The organism is Ectopseudomonas khazarica, from assembly GCF_004521985.1.
GTDB lineage: Bacteria > Pseudomonadota > Gammaproteobacteria > Pseudomonadales > Pseudomonadaceae > Aquipseudomonas > Aquipseudomonas khazarica.
Map to the genome: position 1 here is coordinate 135142 of NZ_SBHZ01000011.1, position 14442 is coordinate 149583.

16 protein-coding genes are annotated in these 14442 nt (G+C 66.2%); 5 read left to right on the forward strand and 11 right to left on the reverse strand.

Annotated elements, in window-relative coordinates:
• The first annotated feature begins 176 nt into the window (after nucleotides 1-176).
• Nucleotides 177-1862, forward strand: a complete 1686-nt coding sequence (locus EPK82_RS15770; RefSeq protein ID WP_134677175.1) for a 2-isopropylmalate synthase — start codon at nucleotides 177-179, stop codon at nucleotides 1860-1862.
• A gap of 52 nt (nucleotides 1863-1914) precedes the next feature.
• Here the strand turns inward: EPK82_RS15770 and EPK82_RS15775 are convergent, their stop codons facing one another.
• The 6 genes from EPK82_RS15775 to EPK82_RS15800 all read right to left on the reverse strand — a co-directional run bounded on the left by EPK82_RS15775 (nucleotide 1915) and on the right by EPK82_RS15800 (nucleotide 7400).
• Nucleotides 1915-2736, reverse strand: a complete 822-nt coding sequence (locus EPK82_RS15775) for an HDOD domain-containing protein (RefSeq protein WP_037056180.1) — start codon at nucleotides 2734-2736, stop codon at nucleotides 1915-1917.
• A 186-nt stretch (nucleotides 2737-2922) separates the two neighbouring features.
• Nucleotides 2923-3399 (reverse strand): serine protease inhibitor ecotin, encoded by a 477-nt coding sequence (gene eco, locus EPK82_RS15780; RefSeq protein ID WP_037056183.1) that lies wholly within the window; start codon nucleotides 3397-3399, stop codon nucleotides 2923-2925.
• Nucleotides 3400-3563: 164 nt separating this feature from the next.
• The gene (locus EPK82_RS15785; protein WP_037056186.1) at nucleotides 3564-3911 is read right to left on the reverse strand and encodes a cupin domain-containing protein; all 348 of its coding nucleotides are present in this window, start codon (nucleotides 3909-3911) and stop codon (nucleotides 3564-3566) included.
• 210 nt (nucleotides 3912-4121) lie between these two features.
• Nucleotides 4122-4562: a phage infection protein gene (locus EPK82_RS15790; RefSeq protein WP_134677177.1), complete on the reverse strand. Its 441-nt coding sequence runs from the start codon at nucleotides 4560-4562 to the stop codon at nucleotides 4122-4124.
• 211 nt (nucleotides 4563-4773) lie between these two features.
• On the reverse strand, nucleotides 4774-5865 hold the full coding sequence (locus EPK82_RS15795) for an SMP-30/gluconolactonase/LRE family protein (protein ID WP_037057317.1): 1092 nt from the start codon (nucleotides 5863-5865) through the stop codon (nucleotides 4774-4776).
• Nucleotides 5866-6089: 224 nt separating this feature from the next.
• Nucleotides 6090-7400 (reverse strand): methyl-accepting chemotaxis protein, encoded by a 1311-nt coding sequence (locus tag EPK82_RS15800; RefSeq protein WP_134677179.1) that lies wholly within the window; start codon nucleotides 7398-7400, stop codon nucleotides 6090-6092.
• 252 nt (nucleotides 7401-7652) lie between these two features.
• Between EPK82_RS15800 and EPK82_RS15805 the strand changes: the two genes are divergently transcribed.
• Entirely contained in the window at nucleotides 7653-8396 is a 744-nt protein-coding gene (locus tag EPK82_RS15805; RefSeq protein WP_134677180.1) for a class I SAM-dependent DNA methyltransferase, read from the forward strand.
• Between the two features lie 23 nt (nucleotides 8397-8419).
• On the opposite strand, the gene EPK82_RS15810 is transcribed toward EPK82_RS15805, so the two are convergent.
• Nucleotides 8420-9121: an FMN-dependent NADH-azoreductase gene (locus EPK82_RS15810; protein WP_134677182.1), complete on the reverse strand. Its 702-nt coding sequence runs from the start codon at nucleotides 9119-9121 to the stop codon at nucleotides 8420-8422.
• A 119-nt stretch (nucleotides 9122-9240) separates the two neighbouring features.
• On the opposite strand from EPK82_RS15810, the gene EPK82_RS15815 reads away from it, so the two are divergent.
• On the forward strand, nucleotides 9241-10140 hold the full coding sequence (locus EPK82_RS15815; RefSeq protein WP_037057331.1) for a LysR substrate-binding domain-containing protein: 900 nt from the start codon (nucleotides 9241-9243) through the stop codon (nucleotides 10138-10140).
• A gap of 10 nt (nucleotides 10141-10150) precedes the next feature.
• Here the strand turns inward: EPK82_RS15815 and EPK82_RS15820 are convergent, their stop codons facing one another.
• On the reverse strand, nucleotides 10151-11008 hold the full coding sequence (locus EPK82_RS15820) for a DMT family transporter (protein ID WP_134677184.1): 858 nt from the start codon (nucleotides 11006-11008) through the stop codon (nucleotides 10151-10153).
• 194 nt (nucleotides 11009-11202) lie between these two features.
• Complete coding sequence (locus EPK82_RS15825) at nucleotides 11203-11910, reverse strand: helix-turn-helix transcriptional regulator (RefSeq protein WP_134677185.1); 708 nt, start codon at nucleotides 11908-11910, stop codon at nucleotides 11203-11205.
• Nucleotides 11911-11979: 69 nt separating this feature from the next.
• Here EPK82_RS15825 and EPK82_RS15830 point away from each other — a divergent pair, with 69 nt between their 5' ends.
• Complete coding sequence (locus EPK82_RS15830; RefSeq protein ID WP_037057337.1) at nucleotides 11980-12351, forward strand: VOC family protein; 372 nt, start codon at nucleotides 11980-11982, stop codon at nucleotides 12349-12351.
• Nucleotides 12352-12412: 61 nt separating this feature from the next.
• Here the strand turns inward: EPK82_RS15830 and EPK82_RS15835 are convergent, their stop codons facing one another.
• On the reverse strand, nucleotides 12413-13108 hold the full coding sequence (locus EPK82_RS15835; RefSeq protein ID WP_037057339.1) for a GNAT family N-acetyltransferase: 696 nt from the start codon (nucleotides 13106-13108) through the stop codon (nucleotides 12413-12415).
• A 64-nt stretch (nucleotides 13109-13172) separates the two neighbouring features.
• Entirely contained in the window at nucleotides 13173-13526 is a 354-nt protein-coding gene (locus EPK82_RS15840) for a MerR family transcriptional regulator (RefSeq protein ID WP_134677187.1), read from the reverse strand.
• A gap of 83 nt (nucleotides 13527-13609) precedes the next feature.
• Between EPK82_RS15840 and EPK82_RS15845 the strand changes: the two genes are divergently transcribed.
• Entirely contained in the window at nucleotides 13610-14425 is an 816-nt protein-coding gene (locus EPK82_RS15845) for an aminotransferase class IV family protein (RefSeq protein WP_134677189.1), read from the forward strand.
• Nucleotides 14426-14442 lie beyond the last annotated feature (17 nt).

Genomic DNA, 14442 nt, shown 5'->3' on the forward strand with positions numbered 1-14442 from the left:
CAGGCGCCGCCATGACCTTCCTCATCCCGCTGCTACCCGCCCTGAGCCTCGGCCGGGGTCCGACTCGGTGCGTGACCGCCACGCGCCGCTGATCTCCCCCTGATCCCGGCCTCAGGCAGCCTGCAGCGCAGGCAGGGGAGATCACGCTGTTCTCCGTTCTCCATCGAGGCTTTGTCATGTTGCGTAATCCGCATAGCAAGTACCGCGCGTTCCCCCCTGTCGATCTGCCTGACCGGCGCTGGCCGCAGCAGCGCCTGCACCAGGCGCCGATCTGGCTGTCCACCGACCTGCGCGACGGTAACCAGGCGCTGTTCGAACCGATGAACCGCGAGCGCAAGCTGCGCCTGTTCGGCGAGCTGGTGCGCCTGGGATTCAAGGAAATCGAAGTGGGCTTTCCCGCTGCCTCGCGCACCGACTTCGACATCATCCGCCAGCTGATCGACGAGGGTGGCATCCCGGACGATGTCACGCCGATGGTGATGAGCCAGCTGCGCGACGACCTCATCGAGCGGACCGTGCAGGCCGTGGCCGGCGCGCGGCGGGTGATCGTGCACCTGTACAACGCCATCGCCCCGGTATGGCGCGAGGTGGTGTTCAAGCTCTCGGTGGATGAGGTGGAGGCGCTGGTGGTGCGCCATGTCCAGTCGTTCAAGGCGCTGACGCAGGCCCATCCCGAGACCGAGTGGGTGTTGCAGTATTCGCCGGAAACCTTCTGCATGGCCGAGCTGGAGGTGTCGCTGCGCATCTGCAACGCCGCCATTGCGGCCTGGGACGCCGGGCCTGGGCGCCCGATCATCATCAACCTGCCGACCACCGTCGAGGTCAGCACCGCCAATGTCTTCGCCGACCAGATCGAGTGGATGCACCGGCGCCTGGCGCGGCGCGAGCATGTGCTGCTCTCGGTCCACCCGCACAACGACCGCGGCACCGGCGTGGCCTGTGCCGAGCAGGCACTGCTGGCGGGCGCGCAGCGGGTCGAGGGCTGCCTGTTCGGCAATGGCGAGCGCAGCGGCAACCTCGATCTGGTGACCCTGGCGCTGAACCTCTACACCCAGGGCATCGACCCGGGCCTGGATTTTTCCGACATCGCCGGGGTGGCGCGGGTGGCCGAGGCCTGCACCGGGCTGCCGATCCACCCGCGCCATCCCTACGTCGGTGACCTGGTGTTCACCGCGTTCTCCGGCTCGCACCAGGACGCCATCGCCAAGGGCTTCGCCGCTCGGACGCCGGATGGGCCGTGGCAGGTGCCGTACCTGCCGATCGACCCGCAGGACCTGGGGCGAACCTATGACAGCATCGTGCGGGTCAACAGCCAGTCCGGCAAAGGTGGCATCGCCTACCTGCTGCAGCGCGACCAGGGCGTGCAGATGCCGCGCCGCCAGCAGGTGGAGTTCAGCGCCATCGTGCAGAAGCAGGCCGACAGCAGCGAGACCGAACTGTCCAGCGCCGAGCTGTGGCAGCTGTACCAGCGAACCTATCTGGCCCCCGCATGGCCGGGCGGTGCACTGGTCTATGTCGGCCATCGCCTGCAGGACGACGGCGAGCGCCAGCGGATCGAACTGGATGTCGAGGTGGCCGGTCGGCCCCTGCAGCTGCGTGGTGCAGGCAATGGCCCGCTGGCGGCGGCGGTGGCCGCCCTCGACCTGCCGCTGCGTGTCGACGATTACCAGGAGCACAGCCTGGGTGGCGGTAGCGAGGCCTGTGCGCTGGCGCTGGTGGAGGTCAGCTGGCCAGGGCAGCCCGGCTCGCGTTTCGGCGCCGGCCGCGATGGCAACCTGTTGCGTGCCTCGCTGCAGGCGTTGCTGGCCGCGGTGTCGCGCTTCGCCCCGAGCACGCAGCGGCTCGCCGAGCGCTGCCGCTGAGGAGGCCGGCAGGGCGGGCAAAGGCGGCGCAGGCGCGCCGCCGGGTCAGGCCTCAGCCCAGCAGTTCGGCAAAGGCCTTGTCCGCTTCGAGCACCTCCGGCAGCGCAGCGAACAGCGTGTCCAGCGCCACTTCCTCGAACAGCGGACCTTCCAGGCTCTGCTGCGCCTGCTCGCTGACGCCATCGAGCTCGATGGTTTCGGCGACGAGCACCGACTGCGCGACCAACCGTGCGTACTGGCTGTCGCCGGGGGCCTGGGTCGGGCGGGCCTGGTAGGCGATGGCGTGCTGGATCAGCTCCGGCAGTTGCCAGCGGCGCGCCAGCTCGGCGCCGACCTCCGGGTAGCCGAAGCCCAGTTGCAGGTTTTCCTCGGCGGCATGGGCGGCGGCTTCGCGCTTCGGGTGGCGGTTCATGCGCCGGGCGAAGTCCGGTGCGCCGGTCTGGATCAGCAGTTCGCCGATGTTGTGCATCATGCCGCAGGTGAAGGCGGCATCGGTGTCCAGCTTGCGCTGCTTGGCCAGGCAGCGGGCGATGCTGGCCACGCGGAAGCTGCGAATCCAGAAGCCCTTGAGGTCGAAGCCGGTATCGGCCTGGAACGCACCCGTCATGGCCGAAGCCAGCACCAGCGTGCGCAGGGTGTTGAAGCCCAGGCGCATGGCGGCGTCCTCGACGCTGACCGCCTCGCGCGCACCACGAAAGCGCGGGGAGTTGGCCAGGCGCAGTACCTTGGCTGCGATCACCGGGTCCCGCTCGATGTTGCGGGCCACGCTCTCCAGGCTGGAGGAGGGGTTGTCGAACTGTTGGATGAGTTCCTGCGCGACTTTCGGAATGCTGGGCAGGGTGTGCAGCTGGTCGAAGAGGCTTTCTATATCCATGGTGGCTCCGATAGATACGGGCGTGGCGCTGGCGCTCGGTGAGAAAGTGCTCTTTGAGCATAGCCGCGCCTGCGCTCGCGGCCAGTCGCGCAGCCGCTGGTTAGAGCCTTTTCGTCGTGCCGCTGGCGTCGAACAGGCACGCGGAAGCACCAGCCGGGAAGGGGGCTGGTGCTTCCGCCTACAGCCTTACTGGCGCGGCGCCGTGCTGGTCTGCGCAGCGGCGGACCACACCCGGTAACGCACCTCGACATCGGCTGGCGCGTAGATCACCAGCGGCAGCTTGCTGTTGTAGCGCACCAGTTGCGGCTCGCCGCCGACACGCACGAACGCCTGCTTGCGACTGCCGTCCGGGCAGGCCATCAGGGTGCTCATGGCCGGGCCGACCTTGCTCAGTTCGTAATAGCTGTAACCCCAGCCTTCGACGTTCTTCTCCTGCCACTGGCCGCCCAGGCGCTGCTGGTTGCAGTCCACTTCCAGGGTCTTGCCGGCGATGATCTCGACCTTGTGCTCGGCTTCGTTGGCCTGGGCCGGCAGTTCGATCACGTGGCGGTTGTAGCCGTCAGCGGCGGCAGGGTAGGGCTTGAGGGCTTCTGGCGTGGCGGCGCAGGCGCTCAGGGGCAGGGCGCAGGCGAGGGCCAGCAGGGGCAGTTTGCTTCGGGTCATGATGATTCCTTGCTGAAAGGCCTTGTGGGCCGTCCGTTATGAGGGGCCGCCAGGTCGGCGGAGCAACACTGACCATCTGAAATAGGCCAGGTTCCCCTGTTTTTCAAGCAAGGTGGGGCGAGTGGGCGGGTGCCACGCCGGGGCGCCCGCCGACAGAGGCGTGATCAGGCGAAGACGAAATATTTACGTACGGTTTCGACCACTTCCCAGGTGCCCTTCATGCCGGGCTCGACCACGAAGATGTCGCCGGCCTTGAGGTGGATCGGCTGCATGCCGTCCGGGGTGATGATGCAGTAGCCTTCCTGGAAGTGGCAGTACTCCCACTTCACGTACTCCACGCGCCACTTGCCGGGCGTGCAGATCCAGGTGCCCATGATCTTGCTGCCGTCTTCGGAGGTGTAGGCGTTGAGGTTGACGGTATGCGGGTCGCCTTCGATGCGCTCCCATTTGCAGGCGTCGACGACGGGCATCGGCTGGGTATCGCGCAGAACGGTGATCGGTTGGTTGGCCATGGAGCGCTCCGGTGAAGGATCAAAGGGGCGTTCACCATAGAGGGCGCGGGCGGCGGTCAGTTGCCTGGGGTCGACATGGGGCTGTTCATTCGCGCAGTGCAGATGCCGTTGCGGCCCGGAAAAAGCGAAGGCCGGCGTTTCGGGCCGGCCTTGCGGTGTGGCGCATAGCATCGAGTCATACGAGGTTCTCGATCCGTTCGTGGAAGGGGTTCAGACGACGCGGTTCTCGATCAGACGGTCGGAGCCACCTTCGGCGACGCGGTTCTCGATCAGACGGTCGGAGCCACCTTCGGCGACGCGGTTCTCGATCAGACGGTCGGAGCCACCTTCGGCGACGCGATTCTCGATCAGACGGTCGGAGCCACCTTCGGCGACGCGATTCTCGATCAGACGGTCGGAGCCACCTTCGGCGACGCGGTTCTCGATCAGACGGTCGGAGCCACCTTCGGCGACGCGGTTCTCGATCAGGCGGTCGGAGCCACCTTCGGCGACGCGGTTCTCGATCAGGCGGTCGGAGCCACCTTCAGCGATGCGGCTTTCGATCAGGCGGTCGGAACCCCCTTCAGCGACGGTGGGTTGCACGGAAGAGGCGGCGAATACGTTGGCGGCCAGTACGGAGAGAGCGAAGCTGAGGATGAGTTGGCGTTTCATGATGTGGTGCTCCAGGGGTGTTGTGGTTGGGTATGGAGCAGATGGTACGCATTGAAATTTTTCAGAGAACTTCATTGGCATGATGGTGAACATCGATGCCACTGATGCTTGCCGCAATGCCCGTCCCAGAGCGGTTGGAGGTGTTGCTGGCGCCGTCTGGCGAGCTCGGCTGGCGGGCCAGGCCACGGCTCTGGCGGCCGTGGCCCATGCCTCATTTGCTGAAGGTGGCACCGCGAGTGTTCACGTACAGCGAGTAGATGGAATGGCTGCTGGCCATGAACAGGCGGTTGCCCTGGGCGCCGCCGAAGCACAGGTTGGCGCAGCGTTCCGGCAGGTAGACGTGGCCGATGGCCTTGCCCTCGGTATTGAACACGCGCACGCCGTCCAGCTCTTCCGGCTTGCCCTTCGGTGAGCCGTTGCTGCCCCAGCCACACCAGAGGTTGCCGGCTTCGTCGCATTTGATGCCGTCCAGTGCGCCCGTGGCCCCGCCGTCGATGTGCTTGCGGCGCGCGCCCAGGCTGCCGTCGGCGTTCACCGCATAGGCCCAGACCAGGCGATTGGGCTTGGCGCGGCCCTCGACCACGTAGAGGGTCTTCTCGTCCGGGGAGAAGCACAGGCCGTTGGGGCCGGCGAGCTCGTCGATCACCCGGGTGACCTTCAGCGTCTGCCCGTCGATGCGGTACACGCCGTGCGGCAGCTCGATCTGCACCTTGTGCCCTTCGTATTCGTTGCCGGCCTGGAAGGGCGGGTCGCTGAACCAGACGGAGCCGTCGCGCTTGACCACGATGTCGTTGGGCGAGTTGAAGCGCTTGCCCTCGAAGTTGTCGGCCAGCACGGTGATGCTGCCGTCGTGCTCGGTCCGGGTGATGCGCCGGCCCAGGCCCTCGTTGGTCGAGCCTTCGCAGGCGATCAGGCGGCCCTGGTTGTCGCGGGTCAGGCCGTTGGAGTAGTTCGAGGATGCGCGATAGATGCCCAGGGACTGGCTGATCTCGTCCCAGCGCATGATGCGGTTGTTGGGAATGTCACTGACCAGCAGGTAGCGGCCATCGCCCACCCATACCGGGCCTTCGGCCCAGCGCAGGCCGGTGGCGATCTTTTCCACGCTGGCATTGAACAGGCGCAGGTCGAGGAAGCTGTCGTCGAGGATCTCGACTGCAGGATCTGGGTAGCGCGGGTTCAGCGGTTCCCCCGCATGGGCCAGTTGCGGCAGGAGCGTGCCCACGCCGGCGGCGGCGACCGAGTAGGCGAGGGACTGCTTGAGAAAGTGGCGGCGCGAGCCGTCCGGGCGTTGTTCGTCATTCATCGTCAGGGTCCTTGTTGTTCTTGTTGATCGCGGATGCGACTCGGCAAACTTATACGATGTATGACGACGTTGAAAATGCTGTCACTCGATTTGCGCGGTCATTCCGCGCAAATCAAGCGCTGAAAGGGGATTGTCCAGTCAGGGGAATGGGGCGGTCGAATGAGGTTATGTGATGACTGGGGCGAAATGCCGGTGCCGAGCCCGTTCACCGGCGTGCCCTTGCCTCACAACTGGGTGGCGAAGCTCTCCACCGCCTTGACCACACGTTGTGCGGCATCCTGGATTTCCTCGATCACCTGTCCGGCCTGGCTGGACAGTTCGAGGCCGCGTTCGGCCTGGGCCTTGCCGCGGTCGATGATCTCCACGGCGCGTTCGGCCAGTTGCTGGTTCTGCCCGACCACCGAGGTGATCTCCACGGTGGCGGCGCTGGTGCGCGAGGCCAGTTGCCGAACTTCGTCGGCCACCACGGCGAAACCACGCCCCTGGTCGCCCGCCCGCGCCGCCTCGATGGCCGCGTTCAGGGCCAGCAGGTTGGTCTGGTCGGCAATGCTGCTGATGTTCTTGACGATGGAGCCGATCAGCTGGGATTGCTTGTCCAGCGCCTCGATGCCCTGAACGGCCTCCTGCATGCGCTCGGCCAGGTCGTTCATCGCGTCGAGCATCTGCTGCACCACTTCGGCGCCATTGCGTGCGCTGCTGTCGGTGCCCTTGGAGGTCTCGAAGGCGATGCCGGCCGCCTGGGCCACGGCTTCCTCGCGCTGTACCTGGTCGGTGATCACCGTGGCGAACTTGACCACCTTGTACAGCCGGTCGTGGGCGTCGGTAATGGGGTTGTAGGAGGCCTCCAGCCACACGTCACGCCCGTGACTGTCCAGGCGCTTGAAACGATCGACGACGAAGTCGCCACGGCGCAGCTTGTCCCAGAACTGCGCGTACGCAGGCGAATTGACCTCGCTCGGATCACAGAAGATGCGGTGATGCTTGCCCTGGATCTGCTGCAGGCTGTAGCCCATGGCGTCGAGGAAGCGCTGGTTGGCCGTCAGGACTTCGCCGTCGAGGTTGAATTCGATCACCGCCGTGGAGCGCTGCAGGGCCTTGATCAGGTTCTCGTGCTCGCGCGAACTCTCGATGGTGCGGGTCAGGTCGCTGGCGTGGATGGAAAAGAAACGGATGCGCCCGGCACTGTCGCGCACCGGCTGCAGGATGGAGCGCAGCCAGGCTTCCTCGCCACTGCCGCGCAGCAGGCGGATGACCCCGGCGAGGTGCTCGCCACGTTCCAGCACCTGGCGCACACGGTGGTGAAAGTCGAGATTGCGCACGTGTTCGGGAATCAGCTTCAGCAACTGCTCGCCGCGCAACCGATCCGCCGTGTAGCCCATTTCCTTGAGGAAGTTCTCGTTGGCACGTTCGATACGCCCCTGGGGGTCGAGGATCAGTACCAGCATCTCCTCTTCCAGGCTGGCGCGTACCTGTTCCACGGAAGAAAGGTCTTCACGCAGTGCCTGCAACTCTTGCTTCAGTCGACCGTTGAACATGAGAGCCATCCCGCTGAACGTTGACGCCATTGTTTCGGCTGCGAATCACGGGAGTTTAGCCAGAGTTGCGCGGGTGTGAAGGCGAGTACGGGAATTGCCCTGTCCGTGGGCTGCAGGCCGCCGTTGGCGGGCGCCCGGCACGTTGCTCGGCCCTGGCGCGAACGGGGCGATATTTTCGTCGCTGCGACGGCTGCGGCGGCGACGCTTGGGATATGATGCGCGCCCCCGACATCCCGCTCCCTTCAGGTCATCATGTCCGGCAATGCCCTCTACACCGACCTGTCGGGTTATTACGACCTGATGTGCGCGGATATCGATTACGCGGCGCAGAGTCATTGCGTGCAGCGCCTGCAGCAACTGTTCGGCAACGGTGGCCGGCGCCATCTCGACCTGGCCTGTGGCACCGGTCCGCACGTGCGCCATTTTCTCGATGCCGGCTACGCCAGCAGCGGCCTGGACATCAACCAGCCGATGCTCGACCGTGCGGCCCTGCGCTGCCCCGAGGCGCGCTTCGTCCAGCAGGACATGTGCACGTTCCAGGTCGACGAGCCGCAGGACCTGATCACCTGCTTTCTCTATTCCATCCACTACAGCGCCAGCCTCGCGCGTCTCGAAGCCTGCATCGCCAGCGTGCATGCGGCCCTGGCCGAGGGTGGGGTGTTCTGTTTCAACGCCGTGGACAAGCAGCGCATCGACAACGCATCGTTCGTTTCCCACAGCGTCTGCCAGGCCGATGGCCGGTTCCGCTTCAGCTCCGGCTGGCATTACCGCGGCGAAGGCGAACAGCAGCTGCTGCGCTTGCGCATCGAACGCCAGCTGGGCGAGCAGAGCGAGGTCTGGGACGACGAGCACCCCATGGTCGCGGTGAGCTTCGCCGAGCTGCAGGCCCTGCTGGCGCCGTACTTCGAGGTGCAGGTGCTGGAGCATGACTACCAGCGGCTGCTGCCCTGGGATGGCCACGCCGGCAACGCGCTGTTCGCCTGCAGCAAGCGCTGAAGGTCACTCGGCGGGCAGGGTGTTCAGGCCGGCTCTGCGGCGCGTTCGGCCTGCAGTGAATGCTGCAGCTCGCCCACCAGCGCGTCGACCTTGTCCAGCGCCTGCGCGACCGATGCGGCCAGCAGTTCACCGCCGAATTCCTGGCCCTCGATGGCGATCTGGTGCACGCGGGTGATGCCGATGAAACCCAGTGCGGTGACCAGGTTGGGCTCCAGGTGGTTCATGTGCGCCATCTCGCCGCCCGTATCGAAACCGATGCCGCCCCTGGCGGTGAGGATCACCAGATGGCGCGGCCGGTCGGCCAGCCTGGGGATGTAGGGGTCGAGCAGGTTGCTCTCGTCGATGTCCACGGTGCGGCCGGGGCGCACCACCTGGTCGATCCAGGCCTTGAGCGCTGCCGGCATGCCGAAGTTGTACAGCGGCGTGCCGATCACCAGCACGTCCGCGGCGATCAGCTCGTCGACCAGGCGATCGCTTTCGGCCAGGGTGTCGCGCATCCAGGGCTCGCGCCTGGCCTCCGGGGTGAAGGAGGAGGCGATCCAGTCGTGGCTGATGATCGACGGCGGCGTCTGGCCGATGTCACGGTAGGTGATCGGGTCCTGCGGGCGGCGTGCACGCCACTGGCTGACGAAGCGCTGGCTGAGGTTACGGCTGTGCGAACCGTGCTCGTCCTTGCCGGCAAGGCCGGGGCGGGCACTGGCGTCGAGGTGCAGGATGGATGTCATGTCGAGTCTCCTGATCGAATTTGAATTCATCTGTGATTAACCGCAGACTCAGGCTAATTTCAGCCCTGGTTGGCGACAAACGATCATTGTTTTGCGCTACGGATGAGGAAAATTCAGCCATGAGTCGACGCCGACTGCCTTCGCTCTCTGCCCTGCGAGCGTTCGAGGCCGCTGCCCGTCACGAGAGCGCCAAGCAGGCGGCCGAAGAGCTGTCCGTCACCGCGACGGCGATCAGCCACCAGATTCGGGCGCTGGAGGAGACCCTTGGCGTCGCCCTGTTCCTGCGCAAGCCGCGCCAGCTGGAGCTGACGGCCGCCGGACGGGAGCTGCAGCAGGTGCTGGAAAGCGCCTTCGACAGCATCGGCGCCGCAGTCGAGCGGCTCAGCGCCGTGCCGAGCCGCCAGGCCATCACCCTCAGCACCACGCCCGCTGTGGCGGTGCGCTGGCTGCTGTCCTGGGTGTGCATGCTGCGCGACGCCCACCCGGACATCGACCTGCGCATCCATGCATCGCATGAGCCGGTGGCGCTGGACGGCGTCACGGCGGATATCGCCATTCGCTATGGCGACGGGCGCTGGCCGGGGCTGGTGGCCGAGAAGCTGTTCGACAACACCTTCGTCCCGGCCTGCAGCCCCTTGCTCAACCTGCACGATGCCGCCGAGCTGCCGCGGCATTCGCTGATCCACTTTCGTAACCAGCTGGCGGTGTCATCGCCCGTCGACTGGGTGGTGTGGCAGAAGCAGGCGCAGGTTCCCGGCCTGGATGTCAGCGCCGGGCTGGTCTTCTCCGACGAGACTCACGCCGTCTCCGCTGCCGTCGGCGCCCAGGGCGTGGCGCTGATGAGCCGGCAACTGATCGAGGACGAGCTGCGCGAAGGGCGCCTGGTGCAGCCCTTCGGCCCGGTGCTGGAGGGCAAGCCGTTCTTTCTGGTCTACCCGGAAAGCCGCCGCCACGACCCGGCCATCCTCGCGGTGCGGGACTGGATCATGGCGGTGCCGGGCGGGTTGTGTTCGCTGTAGCGACGGCGCTTCAGGCCGGCAGTGGCGGGCGGGTGCGCAAGGTCAAGCCGGCATGCAGCAGCAGCGTGACGAGCACCAGCGCGCCGCCGTAGAGCGTCGCGCTGGCTGGCGTTTCCTGCAGGAAGTACCAGACCCACAGCGTGCCCAGCACGCTTTCCAGCAGATAGAACAGCGCCACCTCGGCGGAAGGCAGATAGCGTGTCGCGTTGTTGATCAGCAGCGTGGCCAGCGGCATCTGCAGCAGTCCCATCAGCGCCAGTGCCCAGTAGCTCGGGGCTTCCAGGTCGAAGGGCCTGGCGTTGGGCCAGGCGATCAGCGCGGCCAGCAGCCCGCCGAGGGCGATCAGCGGCATGCGCTCCAGCGCCGGGTAGCGGCGCAGCAGCGTCAGGTTGGCGCCCACGGCCGCCGATGACAGCAGGGCATAGCCATTGCCGGCCAGGTCGCTGGTGCTGAAGGCGCCGGCAAATACCAGGACGATCCCCAGTGCCGCCACGCCGATCGCCAGCCAGGTGCGCAGCGCCACCCGTTCTCCCAGAAAGCAACGGCTGAGCAGCGCCGCGAACAGGGGCGCGGTGCAGAGGATGACCACCACGTTGGCGACCTGGGTGTGGACGATCGCCAGGACGAAGAAGATCGAGGTCAACGCCAGCAGCAGGGCCGAGCCGGCGCTCGCCAGTGGTTGCGCCAGCACGCTGCTGCGCTTTCTGGCCGACAGCGAGAACACCCCCAGCGCCAGGCACATCAGCAGCCCGCGCCAGAACGCGATGCTCCAGCCATCGGCCTGGGCCAGGCGCACCAGCAGGCCATCGAAACTGAGCAGGGCGATGCCGCTGGTGACGAGCAGCAGGCCGCGTGCTGAATCCTTCATCCGTGTGTCCTCGACGTGTCGCTGGCGGGCATTCCGTTCTTGCCTGGCGCGGCCTCGATGAGGTGCACGCCAGACGCTGCGCCGATGATGGCCTCGGTGCGCCGTCAGGACCTGTCCAGAAGCGTCTCGGGTGCTGCGTTTAGCGACCTGGCGGCAGCAACAGAGACGGACATTCGTCCATGCTGCCCGCTCGGCTACTGCGTGGGCTGGACGACGATGCCGCGCTGGCGGTTGTACGCCTGCCACTGCGCCAGCAACCAGCCGCCCTGACCGCTGAAGCGCTCGCTCGAACGTGTGCAGGCGCTGATCCGCTCCAGGCGGAAGTGCCGGAAGTCGTTGCGCAGCTCGCACCAGGCGGCGAGCATCTGAAAACCGTCGAAATAGCCCAGGGCAATCGGCCGCAAGGTGCGTCGGCTCAGCGTGCCCGCTTCGTCCGTGTAGTCGATCAGCACCTTGCATTCATCGCCAATGGCCTCACGCAGGGCGCGTGCCGTGGCGCCGTCATCGCTCGTGGAAGGGGCGGGCCCGGCAAACAGCGGGGTCTTCTCCAGCTGTGCCTGTGCCTCGGCTCCAAGCACCGCACGCAGCTTGCCCTGCACGTTCTGCGCCGCCTGGCGCAGCGCCGGGTCCGTCCGGCGCTCGACCCAGCGCAGGCCGAGCAGCAACGCCGCCAGCTCTTCCTGAGTGAACATCAGCGTTGGCAGCAGATAACCCGGCTTCAGCAGGTAGCCGATGCCCGGCTCGCCGTGAATATCGGCGCCCTGGCCCTGCAGGGTGGCGATGTCCCGGTACAGCGTGCGCAGGCTAACGCCCAGCTCACCGGCGAGCGTCTGGCCGCTGACGGGCAGGCGGTGGCTGCGCAGGATCTGCAGGAGCTTCAACAATCGTTCGGTGCGTGTCATCGCGCCATGCTGACAGGAACTGTCAGTAGGGTCGACTAACGTGACCCTCCCATTGTCAGGAGGTCCACCATGAACCGTCCCAATCTGCTTGTCCTCTACGTTGCCGACCCACTGCGCAGCAGCGCCTTCTACCGGCAACTGCTGCAACAGGCGCCCAGCAGCGAGTTTCCCAGTTACGTGTCCTTCGCGCTGAACGACCAGCTGCACCTGGGGCTGTGGTCGGAGCAGGCGGACAATTTCCAGTCATCCGGCAGCGGCCATCGCAGCGAGTTCGGCTACCTGGTCGAGCGGGAGGCGGATGTCGAAATGCTCTACGCGCGCTGGCGGGCGCTGGGCGTGGAGATCGAGCAGCCATTGGCCCGTGCGGTGTTCGGGCCGACCTTCGTCGCGCTCGACCCGGACGGCCACCGGCTGCGCGTGTGCATGCGCGATGCCAGCTGAGCGCCGCTGTCGATGGCGCTCGGCGCCTGATGCAGCCCCACGCCCGGCGTGGGGCATCGCCTCAATGCAGCGCGCGTGAAGGCAGGCGCTCGTCGACCAGTCGTTGCGCTTGCAGGGCAAGGCTGTCGAGGTGCGCATCGCGTTGTTTTTCCGCCTGCTGCATGGCGCGCTGGCCGTGCTGCTTGAGCAGGTAGGCGTGAATCTGCCTGACCTCCGTGGAGGCGAACACCGGCCCCAGGTCCGCGACCGCGACCATGCCGCCGGAGCGGTAGTCGCGGCTGTTCATCAGCACCTGTGCGCCCTGGGCGGCCAGCACCTGGAGGCCCAGGGTTTCGAACAGCGGCACCTTGTCCGCCACGCAGGCCAGCTCCAGGTGCGGACGGTGCGCCAGCACACGCTGCAGCAGCGCCCGGCCGATACCCTGGCGACGGTACTCGGTCTGCACCGCCAGATAGGCGAGGGTGCAGGCGGCAGCATCATCGGGGCTGGGCAGGTACAGGGCAAAACCCAGCACGCGGGCCGGGTCTTCATCGTCCAGCGCCAGCAGCAACTGCACCGGGCCTTCGGCCTCGCCGTTCATGGTCTGCAGGTGCAGGTGCACCTCGTAGCCGATCACGTACTGGTACAGCTGATACAGCGGGTTGCTCGGCAGCAGCGGCACCGCGCTGACATCGCCGAAGCAGTCCACCACCATCTGCAGCACCTGGCTCTTCAGGGACTCGGGCGGCGGGCTGCTGAGGTGGGAGAGGGTGAACATCGGCGCGGGGCTCCACTGGGTAATGGCGTGGGTTGGGGATTGTAACCCGCAGGCAGCATCAGCTTTACGCTTGTTCAACTTCGCGCAGAAACCCCTGCAGAATCTGCCTGCTCTGCGCAAGCTCCAGCGCTTTCTGGTCGGCTATGCGCAGCTGCTCGCGCAGGACGTCGCGCAGTTCATCGCAGGGCTCGAAGGCGAGGCCTTCGCCTCGCACGCATGGCAGAAACTTCAGGATGGTCGCCAGGGTCATGCCGGCCGCACCCAGCAGCCTGATGCGCTCGACGGTGCGCAACTCCGCCATGGCGTAGTCGCGATAGCCGCTGGCCGTGCGATCCGGTTTCAGCAGCCCTTCGGCTTCGTAGTAACGGAGCATGCGGATGCTGACTCCGGAGCGCCTGGAAAGCTCACCTATTCTCATCGTTCTTGCGCCTTGACCCTGACAGTGCTGTCAGGGCTGATGATAGAAGCTCGATCAATCGAGCACCATCAGGAGCACGTTCCATGGCGACCCTGTCCACTTCCTACCCATCGTTCATCGATGGTCAGCCTGTCTCTGTCTCGCGGCTCAGCCCTCTGGCTTTCGCAGGTTTCGCGCATTTCACGGCCATGCAGGTCAGAAACGGCAGCGTCAGGGGGCTCGATCTCCATCTCAAGCGCCTGCATGACGCCTCTCTGCAGCTCTTTGGCCGGGCACCTGCCGAGGCGTTGATACGCTCGTACATTCGCACCGCGATCGAGCTGGGCGGCAGTGATCAGTCGCTGACCGTCACCGTTTTCTCGCCTAATGGAGAGTTCACCTCTGCGAGCATGGATGTCGAGCCGGCCGTCTTCGTGCGAACGGCGCCGCCATCCTCCGGGCCCGAGGGACCGTTGCGCCTGAGCGCCATCGAGCACCAGAGGCCCCTGGCTGCAGTCAAGCATGTCGGTGAGGTCGGCAAGACCTACTTTCTGCATCAGGCCATACGCGAGGGCTTTGACGATGCAGCCTTCATCGACGGGCATGGCCATCTGAGCGAGGCCACGATCTGGAATCTGGTGTTCTGGGACGGCGACGCAGTGGTCTGGCCCAGGGCCGAGATGCTGCAGGGCAGTATGATGGGCGTCGTTCAGCGTCAGCTTGATGCGCTCGGAATAGCGCAGCGCCAGGAGTTCATCAGCCTTGAGCGGTTGCAGGATTTCCGCGCGGCGGCCGTGATGAACTCATGGACACCGGGAATTGCCGTTAGCGCCATCGGCGCACATGCATTCGCAGTGGCACGGCCCTTCATGGCGTTGTTGCACGAGGCGTATGAGGCCGAACCTGGCGTGCTTCCCTGAGCAGGGAGGGAGCCATG

What these genes read in the sequence shown, in the direction of transcription:
- EPK82_RS15770 (WP_134677175.1), top strand. Translation starts at nt 177, where the DNA reads ATGTTGCGTAATCCGCATAGCAAGTACCGCGCGTTCCCCCCTGTCGAT.
- EPK82_RS15775 (WP_037056180.1), bottom strand. Translation starts at nt 2,736, where the DNA reads ATGGATATAGAAAGCCTCTTCGACCAGCTGCACACCCTGCCCAGCATT.
- eco (WP_037056183.1), bottom strand. Translation starts at nt 3,399, where the DNA reads ATGACCCGAAGCAAACTGCCCCTGCTGGCCCTCGCCTGCGCCCTGCCC.
- EPK82_RS15785 (WP_037056186.1), bottom strand. Translation starts at nt 3,911, where the DNA reads ATGGCCAACCAACCGATCACCGTTCTGCGCGATACCCAGCCGATGCCC.
- EPK82_RS15790 (WP_134677177.1), bottom strand. Translation starts at nt 4,562, where the DNA reads ATGAAACGCCAACTCATCCTCAGCTTCGCTCTCTCCGTACTGGCCGCC.
- EPK82_RS15795 (WP_037057317.1), bottom strand. Translation starts at nt 5,865, where the DNA reads ATGAATGACGAACAACGCCCGGACGGCTCGCGCCGCCACTTTCTCAAG.
- EPK82_RS15800 (WP_134677179.1), bottom strand. Translation starts at nt 7,400, where the DNA reads ATGTTCAACGGTCGACTGAAGCAAGAGTTGCAGGCACTGCGTGAAGAC.
- EPK82_RS15805 (WP_134677180.1), top strand. Translation starts at nt 7,653, where the DNA reads ATGTCCGGCAATGCCCTCTACACCGACCTGTCGGGTTATTACGACCTG.
- EPK82_RS15810 (WP_134677182.1), bottom strand. Translation starts at nt 9,121, where the DNA reads ATGACATCCATCCTGCACCTCGACGCCAGTGCCCGCCCCGGCCTTGCC.
- EPK82_RS15815 (WP_037057331.1), top strand. Translation starts at nt 9,241, where the DNA reads ATGAGTCGACGCCGACTGCCTTCGCTCTCTGCCCTGCGAGCGTTCGAG.
- EPK82_RS15820 (WP_134677184.1), bottom strand. Translation starts at nt 11,008, where the DNA reads ATGAAGGATTCAGCACGCGGCCTGCTGCTCGTCACCAGCGGCATCGCC.
- EPK82_RS15825 (WP_134677185.1), bottom strand. Translation starts at nt 11,910, where the DNA reads ATGACACGCACCGAACGATTGTTGAAGCTCCTGCAGATCCTGCGCAGC.
- EPK82_RS15830 (WP_037057337.1), top strand. Translation starts at nt 11,980, where the DNA reads ATGAACCGTCCCAATCTGCTTGTCCTCTACGTTGCCGACCCACTGCGC.
- EPK82_RS15835 (WP_037057339.1), bottom strand. Translation starts at nt 13,108, where the DNA reads ATGTTCACCCTCTCCCACCTCAGCAGCCCGCCGCCCGAGTCCCTGAAG.
- EPK82_RS15840 (WP_134677187.1), bottom strand. Translation starts at nt 13,526, where the DNA reads ATGAGAATAGGTGAGCTTTCCAGGCGCTCCGGAGTCAGCATCCGCATG.
- EPK82_RS15845 (WP_134677189.1), top strand. Translation starts at nt 13,610, where the DNA reads ATGGCGACCCTGTCCACTTCCTACCCATCGTTCATCGATGGTCAGCCT.